Annotated in this window: 17 protein-coding genes and 3 pseudogenes; 10 read left to right on the top strand and 10 right to left on the bottom strand. The window is 73.0% G+C overall.

Annotation, left to right across the window (positions count from 1 at the left end):
• Nucleotides 1-15 precede the first annotated feature (15 nt).
• Both AC07GB_RS34740 and AC07GB_RS34735 read left to right on the top strand, forming a co-directional pair.
• Nucleotides 16-222 carry an MbtH family protein gene (locus AC07GB_RS34740; RefSeq protein WP_478852610.1) on the top strand — a complete coding sequence of 69 codons (207 nt, stop codon included), beginning with the start codon at nt 16-18 and terminating at the stop codon, nt 220-222.
• Nucleotides 219-773 (top strand): GNAT family N-acetyltransferase, encoded by a 555-nt coding sequence (locus tag AC07GB_RS34735; protein WP_478852608.1) that lies wholly within the window; start codon nt 219-221, stop codon nt 771-773. The genes AC07GB_RS34740 and AC07GB_RS34735 overlap by 4 nt, the downstream gene beginning before the upstream one ends.
• An 873-nt stretch (nt 774-1,646) precedes the next feature.
• Here the strand turns inward: AC07GB_RS34735 and AC07GB_RS34730 are convergent.
• From AC07GB_RS34730 to ctaD, 3 genes and pseudogenes are all read right to left on the bottom strand, one after another.
• Nucleotides 1,647-1,883: pseudogene (locus AC07GB_RS34730) on the bottom strand (globin domain-containing protein); the annotation flags it as partial.
• Between the two features lie 371 nt (nt 1,884-2,254).
• The gene (locus tag AC07GB_RS34725) at nt 2,255-2,818 is read right to left on the bottom strand and encodes a hypothetical protein (protein ID WP_478852606.1); all 564 of its coding nucleotides are present in this window, start codon (nt 2,816-2,818) and stop codon (nt 2,255-2,257) included.
• Between the two features lie 3 nt (nt 2,819-2,821).
• Nucleotides 2,822-4,528 carry an aa3-type cytochrome oxidase subunit I gene (ctaD, locus tag AC07GB_RS34720; RefSeq protein WP_478852604.1) on the bottom strand — a complete coding sequence of 569 codons (1,707 nt, stop codon included), beginning with the start codon at nt 4,526-4,528 and terminating at the stop codon, nt 2,822-2,824.
• 328 nt (nt 4,529-4,856) lie between these two features.
• Between ctaD and AC07GB_RS34715 the strand changes: the two genes are divergently transcribed.
• On the top strand, nt 4,857-6,482 hold the full coding sequence (locus tag AC07GB_RS34715; RefSeq protein ID WP_478852622.1) for a sensor histidine kinase: 1,626 nt from the start codon (nt 4,857-4,859) through the stop codon (nt 6,480-6,482).
• 13 nt (nt 6,483-6,495) lie between these two features.
• Here AC07GB_RS34715 and AC07GB_RS34710 read toward each other — a convergent pair whose 3' ends face one another.
• Complete coding sequence (locus tag AC07GB_RS34710; protein ID WP_478852602.1) at nt 6,496-7,218, bottom strand: response regulator; 723 nt, start codon at nt 7,216-7,218, stop codon at nt 6,496-6,498.
• Nucleotides 7,219-7,425: 207 nt separating this feature from the next.
• On the opposite strand from AC07GB_RS34710, the gene AC07GB_RS34705 reads away from it, so the two are divergent.
• Nucleotides 7,426-7,800, top strand: a complete 375-nt coding sequence (locus AC07GB_RS34705; protein WP_478852600.1) for a VOC family protein — start codon at nt 7,426-7,428, stop codon at nt 7,798-7,800.
• Nucleotides 7,801-7,831: 31 nt separating this feature from the next.
• Here AC07GB_RS34705 and AC07GB_RS34700 read toward each other — a convergent pair whose 3' ends face one another.
• The 3 genes from AC07GB_RS34700 to AC07GB_RS34690 all read right to left on the bottom strand — a co-directional run bounded on the left by AC07GB_RS34700 (nt 7,832) and on the right by AC07GB_RS34690 (nt 10,136).
• On the bottom strand, nt 7,832-8,923 hold the full coding sequence (locus AC07GB_RS34700; protein WP_478852599.1) for a hypothetical protein: 1,092 nt from the start codon (nt 8,921-8,923) through the stop codon (nt 7,832-7,834).
• Between the two features lie 2 nt (nt 8,924-8,925).
• Nucleotides 8,926-9,282 carry a PadR family transcriptional regulator gene (locus AC07GB_RS34695; protein ID WP_478852597.1) on the bottom strand — a complete coding sequence of 119 codons (357 nt, stop codon included), beginning with the start codon at nt 9,280-9,282 and terminating at the stop codon, nt 8,926-8,928.
• 119 nt (nt 9,283-9,401) lie between these two features.
• On the bottom strand, nt 9,402-10,136 hold the full coding sequence (locus AC07GB_RS34690) for a hypothetical protein (RefSeq protein ID WP_478852595.1): 735 nt from the start codon (nt 10,134-10,136) through the stop codon (nt 9,402-9,404).
• Nucleotides 10,137-10,379: 243 nt separating this feature from the next.
• Between AC07GB_RS34690 and AC07GB_RS34685 the strand changes: the two are divergent.
• Nucleotides 10,380-10,916: pseudogene (locus AC07GB_RS34685) on the top strand (GNAT family N-acetyltransferase); the annotation flags it as partial.
• A 67-nt stretch (nt 10,917-10,983) separates the two neighbouring features.
• Here the strand turns inward: AC07GB_RS34685 and AC07GB_RS34680 are convergent.
• A complete protein-coding gene (locus AC07GB_RS34680) occupies nt 10,984-11,463 on the bottom strand; it encodes a hypothetical protein (protein WP_478852593.1) in 480 nt (159 codons plus the stop codon).
• A 220-nt stretch (nt 11,464-11,683) separates the two neighbouring features.
• On the opposite strand from AC07GB_RS34680, the gene AC07GB_RS34675 reads away from it, so the two are divergent.
• The gene (locus AC07GB_RS34675; RefSeq protein ID WP_478852620.1) at nt 11,684-12,733 is read left to right on the top strand and encodes a methyltransferase; all 1,050 of its coding nucleotides are present in this window, start codon (nt 11,684-11,686) and stop codon (nt 12,731-12,733) included.
• 41 nt (nt 12,734-12,774) lie between these two features.
• On the opposite strand, the gene AC07GB_RS34670 is transcribed toward AC07GB_RS34675, so the two are convergent.
• Entirely contained in the window at nt 12,775-13,281 is a 507-nt protein-coding gene (locus AC07GB_RS34670; RefSeq protein WP_478852591.1) for an ATP-binding protein, read from the bottom strand.
• A 148-nt stretch (nt 13,282-13,429) separates the two neighbouring features.
• Between AC07GB_RS34670 and AC07GB_RS34665 the strand changes: the two genes are divergently transcribed.
• Entirely contained in the window at nt 13,430-16,378 is a 2,949-nt protein-coding gene (locus AC07GB_RS34665) for a helix-turn-helix transcriptional regulator (RefSeq protein WP_478852589.1), read from the top strand.
• A gap of 518 nt (nt 16,379-16,896) precedes the next feature.
• Nucleotides 16,897-18,369 (top strand): annotated as a pseudogene (locus tag AC07GB_RS34660) (S8 family peptidase); the annotation flags it as partial.
• Nucleotides 18,370-18,452: 83 nt separating this feature from the next.
• Here the strand turns inward: AC07GB_RS34660 and AC07GB_RS34655 are convergent.
• On the bottom strand, nt 18,453-19,490 hold the full coding sequence (locus AC07GB_RS34655) for an aliphatic amidase (protein WP_478852587.1): 1,038 nt from the start codon (nt 19,488-19,490) through the stop codon (nt 18,453-18,455).
• A 232-nt stretch (nt 19,491-19,722) separates the two neighbouring features.
• Here AC07GB_RS34655 and AC07GB_RS34650 point away from each other — a divergent pair, with 232 nt between their 5' ends.
• Both AC07GB_RS34650 and AC07GB_RS34645 read left to right on the top strand, forming a co-directional pair.
• The gene (locus AC07GB_RS34650; RefSeq protein WP_478852585.1) at nt 19,723-21,390 is read left to right on the top strand and encodes a carboxylesterase/lipase family protein; all 1,668 of its coding nucleotides are present in this window, start codon (nt 19,723-19,725) and stop codon (nt 21,388-21,390) included.
• A 135-nt stretch (nt 21,391-21,525) separates the two neighbouring features.
• Nucleotides 21,526-22,317, top strand: coding sequence for a PTS sugar transporter subunit IIAB (locus AC07GB_RS34645; RefSeq protein WP_478852583.1), 792 nt, complete (start codon nt 21,526-21,528; stop codon nt 22,315-22,317).
• Nucleotides 22,318-22,369: the final 52 nt, after the last annotated feature.

The raw sequence follows: 22,369 nt of genomic DNA, 5'->3' as shown, positions 1-22,369 counted from the left end.
AGAGGAGAGCTGACCATGGACGAGAACACCCGCTACCAGGTGCTGCGCAACGACGAGGACCAGTACTCGCTGTGGCCGATAGACGTCGACGTCCCGGCGGGTTGGCACCGCACGGACAAGGAGGGCACCGAGGCCGAGTGCTCCGCGTACGTCGACGAGGTCTGGACCGACATGCGGCCCCGCAGCCTGCGCGAACGAATGGAACAGGGAGCACCCCGATGATGAAGCTGCCGTTGCCGACGGAGCCGACCGAACCGCCGACGCCACCACCGCTGCGCACCGAGCGCCTGGAGTTCACGCCCTACCGCCCCCAGGACGAGGACCACTTCGTCGCGCTGCTGCGCAACGAAGTGGTCTGCCGCTGGATGGGCCAGGACCAGGTGCCCGAAACCGACCTGCGCAGGTTGTACAAGGCCATTTTCACGGATGTGTATCCCCAACGCCTCTTCGATGTGTGGGGCGTCTGGCACGACGGCACGTACATCGGGCACGCGGAGTGCAAGAAGACCGGCAACGTCGACGGTCACGAACTGATCGCCGCACTGCTTCCGGAGTACTGGGGCAAGGGCTTCGGCACCGAGGCGGTGCACGGCCTGATGCGCCACGCGGCCGACAACCTCGGGCTGAAGGAGGTGTGGGGCATGGTCGGCGCGGAGAACGAGGCCAGCCTCGCGCTGTGCCGGCGCCTGAACGCGCGGCACGTCCGCGATGTCGTGGGCGAGGACGGCACGGTGACCAAGATGATCCTGATCCCCCTCACCGAGGTGAGCTGAGGCGGCGCGTCCGTCCCGGCCGCCACGTCCGCCTCGCACCGCCGGCGCGGGGCGGGGCGGGGTGCCCGGGACGGACGCGGAGTTCAGGCCCCGAGCCCCCTGCGGCGAGGCGGCGACGAGGTCGTGGCGTACGCGGTCCGCGGGCAGCCCGAGCGCGGACAGCCGCCGCACCGTCGCGGCCAGGGCGGGCGGTCCGCTCACCAGGACGAGCCCGCGCGACCGGCCCGGGTGCCGGGCCACGGCCTCGGCCAGCGCGTCGCCGTCCCCGATGACCGTGGTGACGCGCAGCCACGGATGGCGGCGCTCCAGATCGGCCACGGCGTCCACGTCGTACAGCTCGTCACGGGTGCGCGCGCCGAGGAACACGTGCGCGGTGCGGCCGGGAAGCCGACGCCTGGCCAGGTCCTGGAGCAGCGCCTTGGCGCCGGCCCACCCGGTGCCGCTCACGGCGATCAGCACGTCGTGCTGGAGGTCGCCCGCCCCGAGGGTCACCGAGCCACGGGCCGGGCCGAGGAGGAGGGGGTCCCCGACCCCTGTGCGGTGCACCAGGGCGTCGCTCACCCCACCCGGCCCCGCGCGGCGGATGTGGAACTCCAGCTCGCCGTCGGGCCGGGGAGCGCACGCCACGCTGAACGGCCGCCAGGCGCGCGTCAGGAGCGGCGACTGGAGCAGGACGTACTGACCGGCCCGGTACGGGAACGGCTCGTCGGGGGAGACCCTGAGCACGGCCAGGTCCGGCCGCCGCAGCTGATGGCGCGTCACTGTGGCCTGCCAGAAAGGCCGTTCCGCGAGAGCGGCCTGCGCGCCCTGCACCATGGCCGCCACGGCCCGCCGCAGCATGCGCTTCCACGCCTCTTCCGCGTCCTGGTGCCACCAGGAGCCGCCACGGCGGCGCAACGCCTCCACCAGGGCCGACTCGAACACCTCGTAGTGCACCGGGCGCACCCCCAGCTTGCGGTGGTCGCGGCCGAGCCGGGCGCAGAAGGCGGCCACCTCGTCCGTGCGGTCCAGGCGGTCGATCAGAAAGCGGAAGGCCTGTTCCAGGTGGGCCCGCTGGAAGTCCATCGACTCGGGAAAGAGGCCCCGCAGATACGGGTGCTGGTCGAACATCGCCGCGTACAACTCCGCGATGAGCCCGTCGAACGGGATGACGTGGGGCAGTGACTCGATGATCAGCCGGTGGTCGTCCGCCCCGCCGTGGTGGTCGCAGCCGTTCGCTCCACCGGTCGATGCCGCACCGGTGGGGACAGGGGCCAGCAGGCTCTCCCGCAGCCGCTTCGCCTCCTGACGTGCGAGCAGGACGCGGTATTCCTCGAACTGGTCGGTGGGGTCGGTGTGCACAGTGGCTTCTCCTGCTCGGGCTCCGTGGAGTGCGCTCCCGCCCGTCCCGGGAGCGCTCGGCGAGTCTCGCACCGGGCCGCACCGACCGAACGGCCCTCCCCATGGGGTCCTTCGGCCCTGTGCGGAACGCGGAAGCCGGCCTAGCGCGGGGGCCGCGCGTGCCCGGTTCCGTCGCGGCGGTGGACCGCGCGGCCGTGGACGAACGCGAGGGTGAGGAACAGCCCGAGGGCCGCGGCGGGAGCGGCCGCCGCGGCCAGCCATCCCGAACCCCCTCGGGGCCCGTCGGCCACCTTGACGACCGCGACGGCCACCGCGGTGAGGAGGCCGCAGCCGAGCAGGGCCGCCACGACGTGCCGGGAGTCGCCCCGTCCGGCCGGGGGCGGGCCGACGCGCAGCCGTGCCCAGTGGTACGCGGACTCCCGCGACTCGCGGCGCCGCCGCACGGCGGAGCGGGCCCGCAGGACGGCCGTGACCACGGCGCCCGTGGCCGCCGCGGTGCCGGGCGCCCACCACGTCCGGTCCACGAGCAGCAGCACGGCGGCCACGGCGGCCGTGGCCCAGCCGCTCACACAGGCCGCCGCGGCCGTACGCCGGGAGGCGGGCCGGTCGGCTCCCGCGCGCGCTTCGGAGAGGGCGGGCACGTACCAGACGGAACCGGCGGCGGTGACCAGTGCGGTGCCCAGGGCGAGGACGGCGTGCGGCACGGCCTACCTCACAACCGCTTCGAGTTCGGCGATCTCCGGGTGGTGCAGGTCGAAGGCGGGTGATTCGGAACGGATCCGCGGGAGCCGGGTGAAGTTGTGCCGCGGGGGCGGGCAGGAGGTCGCCCACTCCAGGGACCGGCCGTAGCCCCACGGGTCGTCGCCGCTGACGGGCTCGCCGTACTTGGCGGTCTTCCAGACGTTGTAGAAGAACGGCAGGATCGACAGGCCGAGCAGGAACGAGCCGATCGTGGACAGGGTGTTGAGGACCGTGAAGCCGTCGGCGGAGAGGTAGTCGGCGTACCGGCGCGGCATGCCCTCGGCCCCGAGCCAGTGCTGGACGAGGAACGTGAGGTGGAAACCGGCCGTGAGGGTCCAGAAGGTGAGCTTGCCGAGCCGCTCGTCCAGCATCTTGCCGGTGAACTTGGGCCACCAGAAGTGGAATCCGGCGAACATCGCGTACACGACCGTGCCGAAGACCGTGTAGTGGAAGTGCGCCACCACGAAGTAGGAGTCGGAGAGGTGGAAGTCCATCGGCGGCGAGGCGAGGATGACACCGGTCAGCCCGCCGAAGACGAAGGTGACCAGGAACCCGACGGTCCACAACATCGGCGTCTCGAAGGACAGCGAGCCCTTCCACATGGTGCCGATCCAGTTGAAGAACTTCACTCCGGTGGGCACCGCGATGAGGAAGGTCATGAAGGAGAAGAAGGGCAGCAGCACTCCGCCGGTGACGTACATGTGGTGCGCCCACACGGTCACGGACAGACCGGCGATGGCGATGGTCGCGCCGACCAGGCCCATGTAACCGAACATCGGCTTGCGCGAGAAGACCGGGATGACCTCGCTGACGATCCCGAAGAACGGCAGCGCCAGGATGTACACCTCGGGATGGCCGAAGAACCAGAACAGGTGCTGCCACAGCAACGCCCCGCCGTTGGCCGGGTCGAAGACATGACTGCCGAACTTGCGGTCGCACTCAAGGGCGAAGAGGGCCGCCGCGAGCACGGGGAAGACGATCAGGACCAGGAGCGCGGTCAGGAGTACGTTCCAGGTGAAGATCGGCATCCGGAACATCGTCATGCCCGGCGCGCGCATGCAGATGATGGTGGTGATGAAATTGACCGCGCCCGCGATCGACCCGAACCCGGACAGGGCCACACCCATGATCCACAGGTCGGCTCCGACGCCCGGCGAGTGCACCGCGTCGGACAACGGCGCGTACAGGAACCAGCCGAAGTCGGCGGCGCCGCCCGGAGTGAGGAAGCCGACCGCCGCGATCGTGGAACCGAACAGGAACAGCCAGTAGGACAGCATGTTCAGGCGCGGGAAGGCCACGTCGGGCGCGCCGATCTGGAGCGGCATGATCCAGTTCGCGAAACCCGTGAACAGCGGCATGGCGAACATGAGCAGCATGATCGAGCCGTGCATCGTGAAGGCCTGGTTGAACTGCTCGTTCGACATGATCTGCAAGCCGGGACGCGCCAGCTCGGCCCGCATGAACAACGCCATCACACCGCCGACGATGAAGAACACGAACGCGGTGACCAAGTACAGCGTCCCGATCCTCTTGTGGTCGGTGGTGGTCAGCCACTCCGCCCACGACGGCCGGCCCGCCGCGGCCGCCACCGGGGCACCGCCTCGGGGCCGTACGGCTTTCACCTGCTGTATCTGCGCCTCGTCCACCGGAGGGCGTCCTTCCTCGTTGCTCATGTCATCAGCGGACCGGGAAGCGCCGGGAGCACAGAGGGACAAGCGCGGCGCTCCCCGGCCCGCGCCACATGATCGCCGGTGGGGCACCGGGTCGGGATAGGGCCGAACAGTCCCCGCACGAGCCTTTGGACAGGGCCCAACGGCCCCTCTCTCCGGGCCGCTGACCTGGACGAACGCGGCGACGCGAGGACGCACCGCCCGTGCGTCCCGGCAGGGACGGCGGCCGTACGCTACGGAGCACCGACCGACTCAGGAGTTCCACCCCATGCCCGACTCACCCGCCCTGGCAGCAGCGCCCTCGGGCCTCCGGCTCGACGTGCCGGACCGCATGCACAACCTCCTCGACGCCGTCATGAACCTGGGGCACGGCCTCGAACTCCCCCAGGTCCTGCGGGACATCGTGGAGGCGGCCGTCACACTCACCGACGCCGAGTACGGAGCCCTCGGCGTGATCGGTGACGGCCGCCGCCTCTCGCAGTTCCTGCCGGTGGGCATGGCCGACGAGCTGGCCGCGCGGATCGGGCAGGCGCCCTGCGGACGCGGCATCCTGGGCGAACTGATCACCAACCCGGTCCCGTTGCGCCTGACCGACCTCGGCCGCCACCCGGCCAGCTTCGGCTTTCCCGAGCACCATCCGCCGATGCGTACGTTCCTCGGAGTGCCCATCCGGGTGCGCGGGGAGGTGTTCGGCAACCTCTACCTGACCGAGAAGCGCGGCGGCGCCGGATTCGACGCCGACGACGAGGCCGTCCTGACGACGCTGGCCAACGCCGCCGGAGTGGCGATCGACAACGCCCGCCTGTACCACGAGAGCCGACGGCGCGAACGCTGGCTGGAGGCGCTCAGCGAGATCACCCGCAGCCTGTTCGCGGGGACCGCGGCACGCGAGGTCCTGCGGCTGATCGCGCGCCGGGCGGCCGAGGTGGCCGACGCCGACCTGGCCGCCGTGCTGCTCCCGGCCGCGGCGGGCGGCGACCTGCTCACCGTGGAGGTCGCGCACGGCCCCGGAGCCGAGGACATGGAGGGAGTGACCCTGCCCGCGCTGGAGTCACTGGCAGGCCTCGCCGCCCGCAACGGCGAGGCCGTGGCCACCGCGGACGCCGAACGGGACCCCCGCGCCTACCCGCTGGGCGCGGCGGCGGCCCACGGCCCGACCATCGTGGTCCCGCTGCCCCAGGGCACATCGGCCTCCGGCGCCCTGCGCCTGAGCAGGCGGTCCGGCCGCCCGGCCTTCGACGACACCGAGGTGCCGCTCGTCTCCCGCTTCGCCGACCAGGCCGCGATCGTCCTCGAACTCGCCCGCCACCGCACCGAGTCGGAGGAGCTGGCCATCCTCAAGGAGCGCGACCGCATCGCCCGCGACCTCCATGACCTGGCGATCCAGCGGATCTTCGCCACCGGCATGACGCTGCGCAGCGCGACCCGCATGGTCGAGCACCCGGACGCGGCCGAGCGTGTGGGCCGCGCGGTGCGGGACCTGGACACCACCGTCCAGATCATCCGCTCGACCATCTTCGAACTGCGGTCCGCCGGCGACGACCGGGGCGGTCCCGGCCTGCGCCGCCGCCTGCCGGAGACCGCCCGGCTCGCGGCGCAGTCCCTCGGCTTCAGCCCGTCCCTGCGGATCGACGGGCCGGTGGACTCCATCGTTCCTGCGGAGGTGGCCGAACACGTCCTGGCCGTCACCGCGGAGGCGCTGAGCAACGTCGCCCGCCACGCCCGGGCGCGCCACGCGGACGTGGTGCTGGCCGTGCCCGCCGCCGGGGACAGCGTCGTCCTGACCATCACGGACGACGGGGTGGGCATAGCCGCCGGGCCCCGACCGCCACGGCGCGGCGGCGGCCTGGCCAACCTGCGCTCGCGCGCCGAGCAGCACGCCGGGACCCTCACGGTCGAGACCCCGGCCCAGGGCGGCACCCGCATCGTGTGGCAGGTGCCGCTGCCCCCCGACTGAACCGGCCTCGCGCCTACCGCCGGGCGCCCTGCTGCTCCCGCAGGCGCTCGGCGATCACCGCCGCCTGCACGCGGCGGCCGACACCGAGCTTGGTGAGGATGGACGAGACCCGGTTCTTGACGGTCTTCTCCGCGAGGAACAACCGGTCGGCGATCTGCCGGTTCGTCAGGCCCTCACCGATCAGCACCAGGATCTCCGCCTCGCGCGGGGAAAGGCGCTCCAGCTCCGGCGAGAGGGCGGGCTCGGGCTCAGGCCGCGGATCGCGCAGGCGCGCCATCACGCGGGCGGTGGCGCGCGAGTCCAGCATCGACGCGCCGCCCGCCACCGTGCGCACGGCGTGCACGAGGTCCGAGCCGTCGATCCGCTTGAGCACGTACCCGGCCGCTCCCGCCATGATGGCGTCGAACAGCGCCTCGTCGTCGTCGAACGACGTCAGCATCAGACAGGCGAGCTGCGGCATCCGGGCCCGCAGCTCCCGGCACACCTCCACGCCCGCGTGGTCCCCACTGCCGCCCTCGCCGAGCCGCACGTCGAGCACCGCGACGTCCGGCCGGACGGCCGGAACCCGGATGAGCGCCTCGCGGGCGTCCGCGGCCTCCCCGGCCACCACGATGTCCGGCTCGGCCTCCAACAGGTCGCGTATGCCTCGCCGCACCACCTCGTGGTCGTCGAGGATGAAGACCCGCAGCGGTGAGGCGGGCGCGGGAACGGAGTCGGTGTGTGTACGTGCTTCCACGGCAGCCCAGCCTACGGGCCGCTCCTCCCGGCCCTTCGGCCCGCCCCGGGCACGGGCCGCGGAGCGCCGCCGCGGTGAGCCGGTCCGCTTTCGGGTGAAGCGGCGCGGCGGTCCGGGCTACCGCCGCGCATTCCCGGCGCGGTCGCGGGTACGACGAGTCCCGTAACGGGTGTCGCGTAAGCGGCCGAAGAGCGAGGGGTGTCGCAAGTGATTCGAAAGCTGCAAGCGGTCGCGTTGGACTGTGCGGATCCGGTACGGCTCGCGGAGTTCTACGCGGAGTTGCTCGGCGGCCGGGTGGTCGTGGACCCGGAGGAGCCCGACTGGGTCGAGGTGCACGGGTTCGAGGGGACGCCCCTGGCCTGCCAGCGCGTGGACGGCTACCGCCCGCCCGAGTGGCCCGGCCAGCAGCACCCCCAACAGCTCCACCTGGACTTCGACGTGGACGACCTCGAAGCGGACGAGGAGCGGGCCCTCGCCCTCGGCGCCACCGTCCTGGAGCGCACGGACCAGCTCCGCCCGGAGGCCAATTGGCGGGTCTACGCGGATCCGGCGGGCCATCCGTTCTGCCTCTGCCTGCACTGAGTACGCCGGTCCGGGCCGGGCAGCCGGAGGGCTATTCGGCGCTGCCGGTCCCGGCGGCGTCCGGGCGGCGGCTCGCGCGCCACTCGCTGAACGCCGACCAGCCCAGGCTGCCGACCGCGCCGGTGTAGAGCGCGAGCCAGAAGTCGAGGGACGCGCCCGAGTCCACCACCTGGCCCACGAACAGCAGGGTGACCACGCCGATGAGCAGCAGCGTCCCGTACATCTTGCGACGGGCCGCGCGCTGCTCGCGGCGCGGCCCTTCGGCGAGCCGGAGGGCGTAGATCTCGACGTCGCCGAAGACGTCATCGGCGGGCCGGGCAGGTGGCCCGGCGGCGAGGTGCTGCTGGGCCTCACGCACGTGCCCGCGCGCCTCGGCCGCCGTCATGCCGTGCCGTGCGCGCAGCAGCCCGCCGAGCCGGGCCAGCCACGCGGCGTCGTCGCGACCAGCCGGAGGACGCGCCGCGAACCACCGGTCGGCGACGCGCTCCGGGAAGGCGAAGGCCCCCACGGCCCACGCCGCACACCCGGCCATCAGGACCGGCACGGGCACGCTGAACAACTGCCCCTCGGGCACGGCGACGCCGACCCCGCTCCCGGCCGCGATGACGCCGGGCACACCGGCGGCGAAGGCGTACGCGCCCTTGAACCGCCCGGCGGACCGCGTGACGACGGCCAGAGCGGCGAGGCCGACGGCTAGCACGACGGTGGCGAAAGTCGTGATGCCCGGCAAGCTCACGTCCACCCACAGCCCGTCACGCACCCAGCCGACCGCGCACAGGATGCCACCGGCCACACCGAGCGTGCCGAGCGCGGCGATCAGCCGCTCCCCGGGAGTGAGGCCGTGCGTGTCGGTCCGCGCCCGGTGCGCCTCGCTGACGCGCTCCTCGGCGACGACGCGCGCGTATTCCTTCGGCGCGCCGAACAGGTCCTGGGCGGAGCGCCCCTCCTCGCGCACCACCTCGTGCACCTCGGCGAGGACCTCGTCGGCGAGACCGGCGGGCGCGTTGTGGTCGAGGGCGAGCCGCACCTGGACCGTCGCCGCCCAGTCCGCGTCCTCCTCGCGGCCCCAACGGAGCCTGTTCTTCCGCGCCTGCTTCTGTGACTCGTGCTGTGACGTGGCCACGGCTACTCCTCGTCCCCCACACCGCCGGCCAGCGCGGTGACCGTGGCGGTGAACGCGTGCCACGCGGCCCGCTCCCGCCGCAGCCGCTGCCGCCCGGCCTCGGTGATCCGGTAGTACTTGCGCCCCGGCCCGCCCTCTCCCGCGCCCCACTCGATCTCGACCGAGCCCTCCTCTTCGAGGCGGCTGAGGGCGGGGTAGAGGACGGCGGGCTTCACGCCGGTGAGTCCCGCGTCGGCGAGATGGCCGAGCAGGGCGTACCCGTAGCTCTTCGCCTCGCTCTCGAGGACACCGAGGAGGCAGAGCGGCAGGGCCGCCCGGGTCCAGGCCGCCGTCCCATGGGCCGCCGTGTGCGCTGCCACCGAGTCCGCTCCTCTGCATCACCGACTATTACCGAATTGAGAATAGTCGAGGCGTGCGGGGCGTGAACGGGCGGCCCCTCGCCGCTCAGTCGCCGACCGAAGGAGGGGCCGTGCGGGGCCTAGCCGTCCCGCAGGCGGACAGCCGCGCGTCCGGACGCCGGGTCACGCTCAAGGACCACGTACCGACTGAGGACGGCGAGGGCGACTATGCAGCCGCTCATCTCCAAGCCCTCCTCCACGAGCGTCCCCAGCATGAGCACGAGGCTGTAGCCGTTCTCCAGTGCCCAGCCGTTGAACGCCTCGGTCACCAGGGCCCCGCCGAGATACACACCCAGCGCGCTCAGCACGCCGTTCCGCAGATCGCGCGGGAGCTTGCGCGCCCACAGCACGGCGCAGACGGTGCCCGCCGCCGCGAGGAGCGCGCCGGGCAGCACCCAGGCGTGCGTGGGCAGCGCGCCCCCCGCCCAGTCCTTCCAGGTCCGGCCGACCTCGCCGAGGCGCTCGTGCAGCGACACCGTCTCGTCGATGCTGAGCAGCGCGGTCGCTCCGGCGAGCCCCAGCCAGGACAGCCGCCCGGGACGCGCGTCGCGCCCACTGAGCAGCGCGGCGGCCAGCGCCATACCCGCCACGGCCAACAGGAGCGTGCTGTTCCACCACGTGGCCAGATTGGCCTCGACGTCGACGTTCACCAACCTGCGGATGGTCGGGATGGAGTCGTAGTGGTGGTAGGCACGCGTACCGAGGTCGGCGGCGAGTAAGAACGCGGTGGCGCCCGCGGCGCACCACAGGACACGGCGGGCCGGCGGTCTCGCGGGCGCACCGACGCGCTGGTCGTGGATGTGAGTATCGGTCATGCGTACGGAGGCTAGCGGCTTGATCAGAGGACGGAGGGCCCGGGGCGCCCTGGACGGTGCTCTTCCGGACAGACCTCCGACACCTGCCCGCACGCGGCGAACTCGGCCCGGGCGCTGGGGTGGTGACGACTCACCCGGGGCGGCAGCGGATCACGCCCCGCGCGGGAACTGTGCTCTTCGGCGCTCCTGGACACCGAAACAATTGGTTTGCCGCCCGCCGAACCGGTCGGGTAGGAAGCTCATATGCTGAGGGGCGGCAAGGTCGGGCTCAGGGCCCGGTACGAGGACGACATCCCGGTCTTGCAGGCCGAGTTGTTCGACGACGTGGGCACCTACTCGCGGGCCGGTTCCCGGCCGTGGCGGCCGATCACGCCCGGCTCCAAGGCCTCGCAGCTCGCGGTCGACGACACGGACCAGCGGCACGTCCCGTTCTCCGTGGTGGAGTTGGACGGCGGCGCGCTGGCCGGCCACGCGGTGCTGTGGAACATCGACCACCACAACCGCTCCGCGCACATCGGCCTCGGACTGCTGCCGAACTGCCGGGGCAAGGGCTACGGCACCGACGTGGTCGCGGTCCTCTGCCACTACGGCTTCGTCGTACGCGGTCTGCGTCGCCTACAGATCGAGACGCTCTCGAACAACACCGCGATGCTGCGTTCCGCCGAGCGCAACGGCTTCGTGCGCGAGGGCGTGCTGCGCTCCTCGGCGTGGGTGATGGGGGAGTTCATCGACGAGGTGTTGCTGGGACTCCTCGTCGAGGACTGGGAGCCGGACGCGCGGAGCCGGGCCGCGGTCGCCTCCGCCCGTGGGACGGCCGCAGGGTCTGCCGCCCCGCCCGGGCAGGCCGTCACTCGAACCCGAGGGGCCCGACGCCCAGGTCCTCCCGCATGAGGCGGCGCATCTCCGCCATGGCCGTGCGGCGCTGCCGGATCAGGGGCGCGTCCTCGGCGGAGCCGACGGCCACCCCGCGGGCGTAGGCGTCCCGTATCCGGCGCAGGCTGTGGAACGCCTCGTTCCCGGCCGCGACGACCAGCGGTGGACCCACGAGCCAGAGCCGCTCGCTCGCCCTGTGCAACCCGGTCCCGCGGAAGGCTTCGCGCACGGCCGCGTCACGCGCCGACTCGGACATGTGGTCGCCCAGAGCGACAGCCCGTATCTGCTCACCCGCGTCCTTGAGGGCGGAGGCGTACTCGGTGTACACGGCGCGGCGCACCTCCAGGGCGTGTCGCGCTTCCTCGCGCCGCCACCTGTTGCGATCGGCGATCAAGGTGGCGGCGATGCCGATGGCCGCGCCTGCCAGCGTGGAGAGCAGAGGCATCCAGTCCATGCGCCGCATGCTGGCCGAACGACCGCCGCGACACCAGGCCCACCTCTCTTGCCGAGTGCGGGGGCGCGCAAGAGGCCCGGCAGGCGTCGGCCCCGCGGTGATGGCCGAGTATGCGCCATCGCTGACCCGCGCCCGGGGCGCCGGGGTTGAGGGAGCGCACCGTGGGGCACGGGTGTGCTCGACCGGGCACGGGAGCGGAAGGAGCCGGGCGATGGGCGGCATGGGCTCTGCTGATGAGCGGGCGGTGGACGGCGCGAGCGGCGGAGACGGGGGCGGCGCGGCACTCGTCGAGGCGGCCCTCGGCTTCGTGTTCCCCGCCGCGCTCAGGGCGGCCGCCCTCGCGCGCGTGGCGGACCACCTGGCCGACGGGCCGCGCACCCCCGCCGATCTGGCCGCCGCCACCGGGACGGATCCCGCGGCCCTCACCCGCGTGCTGCGGCTGCTCGCCACCCGGGGCCTCTTCGGCGAGGACGACCAGGGGCGGTTCCGCCTCGAGGCGGCGGGCCGAGCGCTGCGATCCGACGTCCCAGGCTCCGTACGGGACGGGATCCTCATGATCACCGACCGTACGTTCTGGCTCCCGGCGGGGCGGATGGACCACTGTCTGACCACCGGCGGATCCGTCTTCGAGGAGATCTTCTCCCGGCCGTTCTTCGACCACTTCGCCCAGGACGCCAAGACCGCCGCCGTCTTCCACGACGGCATGGCCGCCATGTCCGGCGTGGAGAACGGGCCGATCGCCGGCGCCTACGACTTCCCGGAGACCGGCACCGTCGTGGACGTCGGGGGAGGCCAGGGCGGGTTTCTCGCCGCGATCCTGCGCGCCGGTCCTGGCCTCAGCGGCGTGCTGTACGACCAGGCCCACGTCCTGGCCGGACACCGCCTTGCCGACGACGCGGCGCTCGCCGGTCGGTGGTCCACGGCGGAGGGCGACTTCTTCGCCGACGTACCCAAGGGCGACGTCATCGTCCTCAAGCGCATCCTGCACGACTGGCAGGACGAGCAGTGCGTCACCCTGCTGCGCGCCTGCCGCCGCGCGCTCGCCCCAGGAGGGCGGATCCTCGTCGTGGACGCGGTCATCGCGCCTGACAACCGCCCTCATCAGGCCAAAGACCTGGACCTGCTGATGATGGCTTCGCTGGTCGGCCGCGAGCGCACGCACGACGACTTCCGCACGTTGCTGGCGCGGGCGGGCCTGCGCCTGGCCCGTGTCGTCCCCACGCCGAGCGTCCTGAGCATCGTCGAGGCCCAGGCCGTGGACGACGCGTAAGAGGCGTACGCCTGCCGGGCCGGCCAGGGGACACCCGCGGCTCAGCGCAGGGCAAGCTCGGCCAGGACGGTCGTGCCCGTGCGTGAGGGGCGGATCGTCGTGTGGGCCGAGCAGGCCTCCACGAGGGCGAGGCCGCGGCCGGACTCGGCGTCCAGGAGGCCCGCCGGCGCACCCTCCGCGGCGGCCCGCCGACCGGGGCGGCGGGTGACCCGGCGGTGCCAGCGGCCGGTGTCGTGGACCTCGACGCGCAGGACGCCGGGCAGCAGGCGCAGCCGCAGAGTGACATGAGAGCTGCCGCTGTGCAGTATGACGTTTGTGACCAGCTCAGTGACGACGAGCGCCAGCGCATCGCGGATGGCGGCATCGAGGTGCCAGGCGTGCGCGGACGTCGTCGCCAAGCGGCGCATGGCCGGGGCCGCGGAAGCGGTGGCCGCCAGCGTGGCGAGCGACTCACGGTGCACGGCGGCCGGACCAGGGGGCGCCGGAGGGGCGGCCGGGACCGTACCGGTGCCCGTTCGGGACTGGTGCTCGTACTGGGCGGTGATCATGCGGTCCTCCCGCTGCCGTGCCCGCGCCGTCGCACCACGGGCCCTCCGCACGCTGTCAACCCCGATGGGCGGAAAGCAATCAGTGCCGGGCGAAATACGGATACGCAAAGAAGGCCGGAAGGCCTGGTAGACGGCGTTCAGGAGCAACGTGGTCACGCAGGGTGAAGCATTCTGGACAGGCCGGATACGGCGGACACTGACCGAGAAGGACGCCGGACCCGTCCTGATCCTGGTCTCAGGAGCCGCGGGCACCGGCAAGAGCAGGCTCTTGCGGCGCCTGGCCGAGCTGCCCGAGGCCGTGGACGTGGTGGCGTCCTGGCGCTGCGGCAGCCACCGGGAGCCGCTGGACCTCGCCGCCGATGCCCCCGCTCTGGTGCTGGTCGATGACGTCCACGCGGCGGACGAGGAAGCCCTGGCCCGGGTGCGCGGCCTGGTGGAGCGGCCGGGGAGGCGGTGGGCCGTCGTCGCGGCGTACCGTCCCGAGGAACTGGCCCACCCCGGCCTGCCCTTCGGCGCGGCGCCCCTTCACTACCCCGACGACCTGGTGATACTGCGCCACCAGGTGCGGCCGTGGCACGCCGGTCAGGTCGCCGAGGCGGTGCACGAGGTCCTGGGGGAGGGGTGCGCCCCTCAGGCGGTGGCGCGGCTGCACGAACGGTCGGGCGGTGTGGCGCGGGTGGTGGTCGACCTGCTGGCCGTGCTGCGGGACAGCGCGGGGCCGCGCTGCACCGCAGCGGACGTCGATGCCGCGGGCGTGCCCGTGCGCCTGACCGAGCTGATGCTGCACCGCACCGACGGCCTGCCCGCACCCGCACGGCGTGTGGTGTGGGCGGCGGCGGTGCTGGGCGAACCGGCGTCCGGGGCGGACCTGCTGGCCGTGGCGGGGCTGGAGGCACCCAAGGCGGAGGGCCCGGACGAGGGCCGCGACGACCTCGGCAGTCGTGAAAGCCGCGGCAGCAACGAGAGCCGCGACAGCCGTGACAGGAGCGACCGCCGCGGCACCAACGCCAGCCGCGCCAGCCGCGACAGGAGCGACACCAACGAAAGCCGCGCCAGCCGCGACAGGAGCGACCGCCCCGACAGCAACGACAACCGCGCCGACCACGCCCCCCTGGTCGCCGCCCTGGAGCGAGCCGCCCTGACCGAGAACCCCGAGCACCGCTACGCCCTGCCACTCCCGCTGGCGGCCGACGCGGTGCTGGAAACGGTCCCCGGCCCCGTCCGCCAGGAACTCCACGGCCGCGCGGCAGCGGTGCTCCAGCGCAGGCACCCCGTGCCCTGGGCGGCCCTGGCCCGCCACCGCAGGGCCGGCGGCGAGGTGCGCGCCTGGCTGCGGGCCGTGGAACGCGCGGCTCAGGAGTTCGCCGCCGAGGGACGCCACCAGGAAGCCATCACACTCCTTGAGGACACCCTCGCCTCGCCCCTGGTGTCCCGGCCCGCGCGAGCGCGCCTCGCCCCCGTCCTGGCCGCCAGTGCCGTCGTCGCGCTGCGCTCCGACCAGACGGTCGAGGTACTCACGCAGATCGTGCAGGACGAGGACCTGCCGAAGGCCGTACGCGGCGAGATGCGTCTGGACCTGGGGCTGCTGCTGTGCAACCAGGTGGGCCGGAGCACACACGGCTGGGCGGAGCTGGAACGATCCGCCGCCGAACTGCGCGAGGAGCGCCCGGAGCTGGCGGCCAGGGCGATGTCGGCCCTGGCCATGCCCTATTGGCCGGGCAACTCCCTCGATGTCCACCTGGCCTGGATGCGGGACGCCGAGCAGGCCAGCGCGGCCAGCGGCGACGAGGTCGTGAAGACAGCCGTGGCCGCGAACCGTGCGGGCCTCGCCCTCAGTTACGGCAACCCCGAAGGCTGGGAGCTGCTGAAGGCACTCCCCGTCGACAGCCCCGACCCCCGCTGCCGCCGCCACGTGGCGCGTGGCCTGTGCAACGCCGCGGACTCCTCGGTGTGGCTGGGCTTCTACGACCGTACGCGCGAACTGCTCGACCAAGGCCTTGAACTCTCCGCACGCAGCGGTGCCCCCTACACCGAGCGCACCGCGATGGGCACCCGGCTGCTCCTTGAGTGGGCCACCGGGCAGTGGGAAGGCCTCAGCGAGCGCTGTGAGGCGTTCGTCCGCGAAACCGCCGACATGCCCGTCATCTCGGCCGACGCCCGCACCGTGCTCGGGCTGCTCCACCTCGCCCGCGGCGGCTGGGGCCCGGCGGCGTCATGGCTGTCGGGCACGGACGCGCCCCTGGCCGAACACGCCGCCGCACCCCTCGGCGCGACCCTGGCCGGGGCGCTCATCCGGCTGGCCCTGGCACGCCAGGACCTCGCCGACGCGGCCTCGCTGGCCCGCACCGCGTGGAACGACGTGGTCGTCAAGGGCGTGTTCGTCTGGGCGGCCGAGCTGGCGCCCTGGGCGGTGGAGGCACTGGCCCGCGACGGTGACACCAAGGGCGCGCGGGACCTCGTGGAGACCTTCGCCCACGGCCTGACCGGGCTCGCGTCCCCCGCCGCAGAGGCGGCCCTGTTGTGGACCCGCGCCGCGCTGGCCGAGACGACGGGGGACCCGGACCAGGCCCTTCCGCTCTACCAGCGGGCCCAGACCGCCTTCGCCGTCCTGCCCCGGCCCTACGCCCGCGCCTTGACGGCCGAGGGCGCCGGGCGCTGCGCCCTGAAGGGGACGGACGGTGACATGCCCGACCACCGTGCCCCAGGCGAGGAAAGCGGCGCGCTCGACGACCGCCGTGAACACGGCATCGCCGAACTCGCCTTCGCCGCCGAGCAGTTCAGTGACCTCGGCGCCGCCTGGGACGCGGCCCGCGTGCGCGCGCTCTCCCGCGCCCACGAGCCCGAGAAGCACCGCCGCCGCCCCGGGCGGCCCGCCTACCGCGACCAGCTCTCCCCGCGCGAGCGCGAAGTCGCCGAACTGGCCGGCAACGGCCTGACCAACCGCGAGATCGCCACCACCCTGCACCTGTCGCCCCGTACGGTCGAACAGCACGTCGCCCGGGCCATGCGCAAACTGGGCACCGCGACCCGGCAGGAGCTGGGCACGGCGGACCACCACCTCGGTGCGTCCCCGACGGACGGCACCCCACCGCGATAGCGGGCTGACCGGCATCCCGTACACCCTCCGCGCGACACCAACGCCGCCCGGCCGAGGCCGCGTTGACGGCGCCGACGCCCGCCGCGTCCGCTAAAACCGCAGGTCAGGACTAGACCAACATGGCCCGCAGCCCTGGTTAATTGCGTATCCGTAGGTTGGGCCTCCCGGATAGGCGCGCTGCTCGCCCGGCCATAAGTTCCGTGCCACTGGTTGGTCGAACGTTCATCTGTTGCAGGGCGTACTAGTCCTGGGTGACGGACAGGCGTGCGGTCGGCCGGTATCGCGCAACGGCTCTTCCGCGGGGACCCCCACCACGCGCCCCGTCCGATCGACGGGCGGGGTGCGGGCTGCCCCACGGTTCCCGTGCGGGGCAAGCGTGCCGAGGATCCGGCAGGCGGACCCCCGCCGCCCGAGCGCCGCCGCGCCTTGGCCGCCCCCACATCCCCACACGCACCGAACGGCCAGGCGCGGAGCAAGCGGAGCAATTTGTCATGCACGGCACGAACCGCTGGTCCGGCATGCCCGGACCAGCCCGTGAAAGGCACACCTTGAGCGGTTCCAGAAGCATACGTATATCCCTGCTGGCCGCGGCCACCGCCGCCGCCCTCCTGGGTACCGGAGTCACCACCGTCCTCGCAGCCCCGGGCCCGGACGCCGCCGCGACACCCGGCGCGTCCGTGGCGAAGGCGGTCCCCACCGAGCGCATCATCGTCGGCTACACCGCCCGCGCCGACGAGGCCACCTCCAACACCGAGGCCCGCGACGACGCCCGCGCCAAGGGCGAGGACGTCGGCGAGAGCCTCGACTTCGAGCGGCGCCTGGGCACCGGCGCCGCCCTGGTCGACCTCGGCGACAAGCTCGGCACCAAGGACGTCAAGGACGTCATGGCCGCCTACGCCGCCGACCCCGAGGTCGCCTACGTCGTCCCCGATACCCGCATGTACGCCGCGGCCGCCCCCAACGACACGTACTACCCCCGGCAGTGGGACCTCTTCGAGGACCGCGCGGGCATGAACGTCCCCGGCGCCTGGGCCAAGGGCGCGACCGGCCAAGGCGTCAACGTCTCGGTCATCGACACCGGCTACGTCAACCACTCCGATCTGGCCGCCAACGTGGTCTCCGGGTACGACTTCATCTCCGACCCCTGGATGGCCCAGGACGGCGGTGGCCGGGACAGCAACCCCGCGGACCCCGGCGACTGGATGAACCGCGGCGAGTGCGGCACCGACGCCAACGGCCAGCCCGTCCCCGCCCGCGACACCAACAACTCCTGGCACGGCACCCACGTCGCCGGCACCATCGCCGCGACCGGCGACAACGCCAAGGGCGTCACGGGCATCGCCCACCAGGCCAAGGTTCAGCCCGTCCGCGTCCTGGGCAAGTGCGGCGGCACGACGGCGGACATCATCGACGCCATCACCTGGTCCTCCGGCGGCACCGTGCAGGGCGTGGCGGGCAACCCCTACCCCGCCGACGTCATCAACATGAGCCTGGGCGGCGGCGGTGCCTGCGACGCCGGCACCCAGAGCGCCGTCAACGCCGCCGTCAACCGCGGCACCACCGTCGTCGTCGCGGCCGGCAACTCCAACGCCAACGCCGCGAACTTCAACCCCGCCAGCTGCAAGAACGTCATCACCGTCGCCGCCGCGGACCGCCAGGGCAACCGGGCCGTCTACTCCAACTACGGCAGCGTCGTGGACATCACCGCCCCCGGCGGCGAAACCTCGCCGAACACCGCCGACGGCATCCTGTCCACGCTGAACTCCGGCACCCGGGGCATCGGCGGCGAGACCTACGCCGCCTACCAGGGCACCAGCATGGCCGCACCCCACATCGCGGGCCTCGCCGCCCTGATGTACCAGACACGGCCCGGCATCACCCCGGCCCAGGTCGAGTCGACCATCAAGAGCAGCGCCCGAGCCCTGCCCGGCGCCTGCTCCGGCGGTTGCGGCGCGGGCCTGGCCGACGCGACAGCGACGCTGTCCGCACTCGGCACCCGCTGACCAGGGGCTGAACCCACCGGGGCCCGGCGCCACGACGGCACCGGGCCCCGGCCCTCACCCCCGTACAGGACTCACCTCTCCTCCGGACGCGGCACGGGCAGCGAGCCGACGGGACACTCCGCCACCCCCGCCGTGTCACGGGTGACGGCCTCGGCGTTCTCCGCGGCCTTCGCCGGGTCGGTCACCCAGAGCCGGTAGAAGTCGAACGGGCATTCCGCCAGGCCCCGTTCGCCCTCTCCCGCCGCGTGCACACCGGAGTAGCCGCGGTGCAGCAGCTTGTACAGGTGGTTCTGCGACTGGTCGTGGGCGCGCGCGTCACGGATGGCCGACACCGACAGCTGGGCGTACTGGATGCCGTACTCCTCCTCACCGGTCTCGCCCAGCGTCCGGCCGTCGAAGCCGATGAGCGCGGAGTGCCCGAAGAAGGAGTAGACGCCGTCGAACCCCGTGGCGTTGGCGACCGCGACATAGCAGTTGTTCGCCCAGGCCATCGCCTTGGCCATGAGGACCTGCTGGTCCTTGGCCGGGTACATGTAGCCCTGGCAGCGCACGATCAGCTCCGCGCCCTTCATGGCGCAGTCGCGCCAGATCTCGGGGTAGTTGCCGTCGTCGCAGACGATCAGCGAGATCCGCATGCCCTTGGGGCCCTCGGTCACCCGCGTGGTCTCTCCCGGGTACCAGCCCTCGATCGGACACCACGGGAAGATCTTCCGGTACGTCTGCGCGATCCGGCCCTGGTCGTCGATGAGCACGAGGGTGTTGTACGGCGGTTTGTGCGGATGCTCCTCGTGCTGCTCCCCGGTCAGCGAGAAGACGCCCCAGACCCCCGCCTCGCGGCAGGCTGCGGCGAAGACCTCGGTCTCCTCGCCGGGCACGCGGGAGGCGGTTGCCAGCATCTCGCCCGGGTCGTACATGATGCCGTGGGTGGAGTACTCGGGGAAGACGATGAGGTCCATCCCCGGCAGGCCGACCTTGACGCCCTTCACCATCTCGGCGATCTTCCGGGCGTTCTCAAGGACCTCGGCCCTGGTGTGGAGCCGGGGCATCTTGTAGTTCACCACCGCGACCCCGACCGTGTCCGGGCCGGAGGCGATGTCGCCATGGCGCATCATCCGCTCCTTCCGTCGCGTTGCCGTACAGGGCGTCCCCGCCCAGACAACCGCCGGATCCGGCGGCATGACAAGCGTTCGGACGGCACAGCGCGACGCGTTTGCGGGCCGGGTGGTTGATGGCGCCCGACCCGTACGGCCGTGTTCCCAACGGGTGACCACACGCGGTTGGGGGTACGTACTGTGGCGCTCGGGTCCACCCGTGGGCCCCCGGCCGCCGAAGGACGTCATCATGCAGGAACCCCGTCCCTCACGACGCCGAGGCGGCGCGCTCGGCGCGCTGGTCCTCACCCTGTCCGCCTTCCTCACCGCCACCGTCGCCCCGCCCGCCGCGGTCGCCGACGCCTACGACCGTCCAGCCGTACGCGGTCCGGCGGACGCGAGACCGGTCGTCGTCACCGACCACGGGCCGGTACGGGGCCTGTCCCACGGCGTGTACGACACCTTCGAGGGGATCCCCTTCGCCGCCCCGCCCACCGGGCCGCTGCGCTGGCGGGACCCGCGGCCCGCGCGGCCCTGGCACGAGGTGCGCGACGCGGGCGCGCCCGGGCCGCCGTGCCCGCAGTTCCCGACGTTCGGCTCCGGCCCGATGACCGGTTCCGAGGACTGCCTCACCCTGAACGTGACCGTGCCGTCCACCCCGTCCACCGCGGCGAAGGGCCGCGGCCGGCCGGTCATGGTGTGGGTGCACGGCGGCGCCTTCACCTCCGGCACGGGCTCCAGGTACCGGGCCGAGCGCCTCGCCGTCCAGGGCGACGCCGTGGTCGTGACGCTCAACTACCGGCTCGGCGTCCTCGGCTTCTTCGGCCACCCCGAGCTGCGCGGCGCGACGAACTTCGGCCTCGCCGACCAGCGCGCCGCACTGCGCTGGGTGCGGTCCAACGCGGCACGCTTCGGCGGGGACCCGGGCCGGGTGACGCTCTTCGGCGAGTCCGCCGGGGCACTGAGCACCTGCGCGCACCTCACCTCGCCGAGGTCCGCGGGCCTCTTCCAGCGGGCGGCGTTGCAGAGCGGGTCCTGCATGACCGCGTTCCCGCGCGGCGCCATCGTCCCGGCGCAACCCCGCTACGAGCCGTTCGTCCCCCGGAGCCGCACGGAGACCGCCGGCACGGCGGCGGCCACGACGCTCGGCTGCGCACGGCCCGGCAAGACCCTCGACTGCCTGCGCCGCCTGCGCACCGACCAGCTGGTGACGCCCCAGCTGACGCAGACCTTCTCCCTCGTCTCCTACGCCGGCGGCGGACTGCCCCAGCGCCCCGACCGGGCGCTGGAGAAGGGCCGTTTCCACCGGGTACCGGTGCTCCAGGGAACCAACCGCGACGAGATGCGGCTCTTCCTCGCCCTGACGCAGTCGACGATCCCGATCCGCGACGCGCGCGAGTACCGGGCCCGGCTGGCCCTCTCCTTCGGCACATCGGCCGCGGCCGTCGAAGCGCGGTACCCCCTGACGTCCTACCCCTCGCCGGGCCTTGCCTGGGCCGCCCTGATGACCGACGCCTCGTTCACGTGCAGCACGCTGCGGGCCGACCGCGCCCTTGCCGGGCGCGTCCCCACGTACGCCTATCTGTTCAGCGACACGAACGCGCCGCGCCTCGCGGGGCTGCCGGAGGTGGAGGGCTACCCCTACGGCGCGGCGCACGGCTTCGAGCTGCCGTACCTGTTCCCGATGAACACGGAGCCGCGCTTCACCCCGGACCAGCACGCCCTGGCAGCCCGCATGGCCGGCTACTGGACCCGGTTCGCGGCCACCGACGACCCGAACTCCCCGGGCGCGCCCGACTGGCCCCGCTTCGGCAAGGGGGCACGCGTGCTGTCCCTGGCCCCCGGCGCGGGCGGCATCCGCCCGGTGGACGCGGCCGCGGCGCACCACTGCGCGTTCTGGGACCGGCAGGCCGACTGAGTCGAGAGGGACGGCCCCGCTCGGCCACCGGGCCGGACGGGGCCGCTCTCTGACGCGTTCACCAGCATGACTCCCGGCCCGCTGCCATGACGCGGACCCTCGGCAAGAACCGAGGCCTGTGAAACGATCAGCTTCATGGTGTCTGTGAGTGACCTGCTGCCTGTCGAGGCGATCCGGCTCGACGCCACGGCCGACGACTGGCGTGGCGCGATCCGCGCGGCGGGCGGCCTGCTCGTGGAGAGCGGCAGCAGCACGGACGCGTACACCGCCGAGATGATCCGGAGCGTCGTGGACAACGGCCCGTACATCGTCCTGGCGCCCGGCTTCGCCTTCGCGCACGCGAGGCCCTCACCCGCCGTGCTGCGCACGGGCATGTCCTGGGTGCGGCTCACGCGGCCGGTGGAGTTCGGGCACGAGACGAACGACCCGGTGGACCTGGTCGTCGCGCTGGCCGCCCAGGACGCCTCTCAGCACACCGAGGCGATGGCCTCGCTGGCCCGGCTGCTCGCCGACCCACGGACCGAGCAGGCCCTGCGGGACGCGCCCACGCCAAAGGCCCTGCGGGCGCTGCTCGCGGGAGAGAAGCCTCCGGGGCCGGCCGAGGACGAGGCCAGGAGCAGCGCCGCGCCCGGCGGCCGGACCGTGCACAAGATCCTCACCGTCTGCGGCAACGGCCTGGGCACCAGCCTGTTCCTGAAGAACACCCTGGAGCAGGTCCTCGACCGCTGGGGATGGAGCCGGTACGTGTCCGTGGAGGCCACCGACACCATCTCCGCCAAGGGCAAGGCGGCCGAGGCCGTCGCGATCCTCACGTCCCGCGAGATCGCCAGGACCCTCGGCGACGTCGGCATCCCCGTGAAGGTCGTCGACGACTTCACCTCCACCGTGGAGACCGACCGGGTGCTGCGGGACACGTACGACGTGTGACCGCACGCACCGTACGTACGCACCGCCGGACAACAGGGAAGAAGTGGGAGGA

It is taken from the genome of Streptomyces sp. NPDC045778, from assembly GCF_056431945.1.
The sequence above is the reverse complement of the archived record's forward strand: the minus strand, read 5'-3'. Positions and strand labels throughout refer to the sequence as shown.

What these genes read in the sequence shown, in the direction of transcription:
- AC07GB_RS34680 (WP_478852593.1), bottom strand. Translation starts at nt 11,463, where the DNA reads ATGGACTGGATGCCTCTGCTCTCCACGCTGGCAGGCGCGGCCATCGGC.
- ctaD (WP_478852604.1), bottom strand. Translation starts at nt 4,528, where the DNA reads ATGAGCAACGAGGAAGGACGCCCTCCGGTGGACGAGGCGCAGATACAG.
- AC07GB_RS34715 (WP_478852622.1), top strand. Translation starts at nt 4,857, where the DNA reads ATGCACAACCTCCTCGACGCCGTCATGAACCTGGGGCACGGCCTCGAA.
- AC07GB_RS34645 (WP_478852583.1), top strand. Translation starts at nt 21,526, where the DNA reads ATGGTGTCTGTGAGTGACCTGCTGCCTGTCGAGGCGATCCGGCTCGAC.
- AC07GB_RS34740 (WP_478852610.1), top strand. Translation starts at nt 16, where the DNA reads ATGGACGAGAACACCCGCTACCAGGTGCTGCGCAACGACGAGGACCAG.
- AC07GB_RS34735 (WP_478852608.1), top strand. Translation starts at nt 219, where the DNA reads ATGATGAAGCTGCCGTTGCCGACGGAGCCGACCGAACCGCCGACGCCA.
- AC07GB_RS34675 (WP_478852620.1), top strand. Translation starts at nt 11,684, where the DNA reads ATGGGCTCTGCTGATGAGCGGGCGGTGGACGGCGCGAGCGGCGGAGAC.
- AC07GB_RS34670 (WP_478852591.1), bottom strand. Translation starts at nt 13,281, where the DNA reads ATGATCACCGCCCAGTACGAGCACCAGTCCCGAACGGGCACCGGTACG.
- AC07GB_RS34655 (WP_478852587.1), bottom strand. Translation starts at nt 19,490, where the DNA reads ATGCGCCATGGCGACATCGCCTCCGGCCCGGACACGGTCGGGGTCGCG.
- AC07GB_RS34650 (WP_478852585.1), top strand. Translation starts at nt 19,723, where the DNA reads ATGCAGGAACCCCGTCCCTCACGACGCCGAGGCGGCGCGCTCGGCGCG.
- AC07GB_RS34690 (WP_478852595.1), bottom strand. Translation starts at nt 10,136, where the DNA reads ATGACCGATACTCACATCCACGACCAGCGCGTCGGTGCGCCCGCGAGA.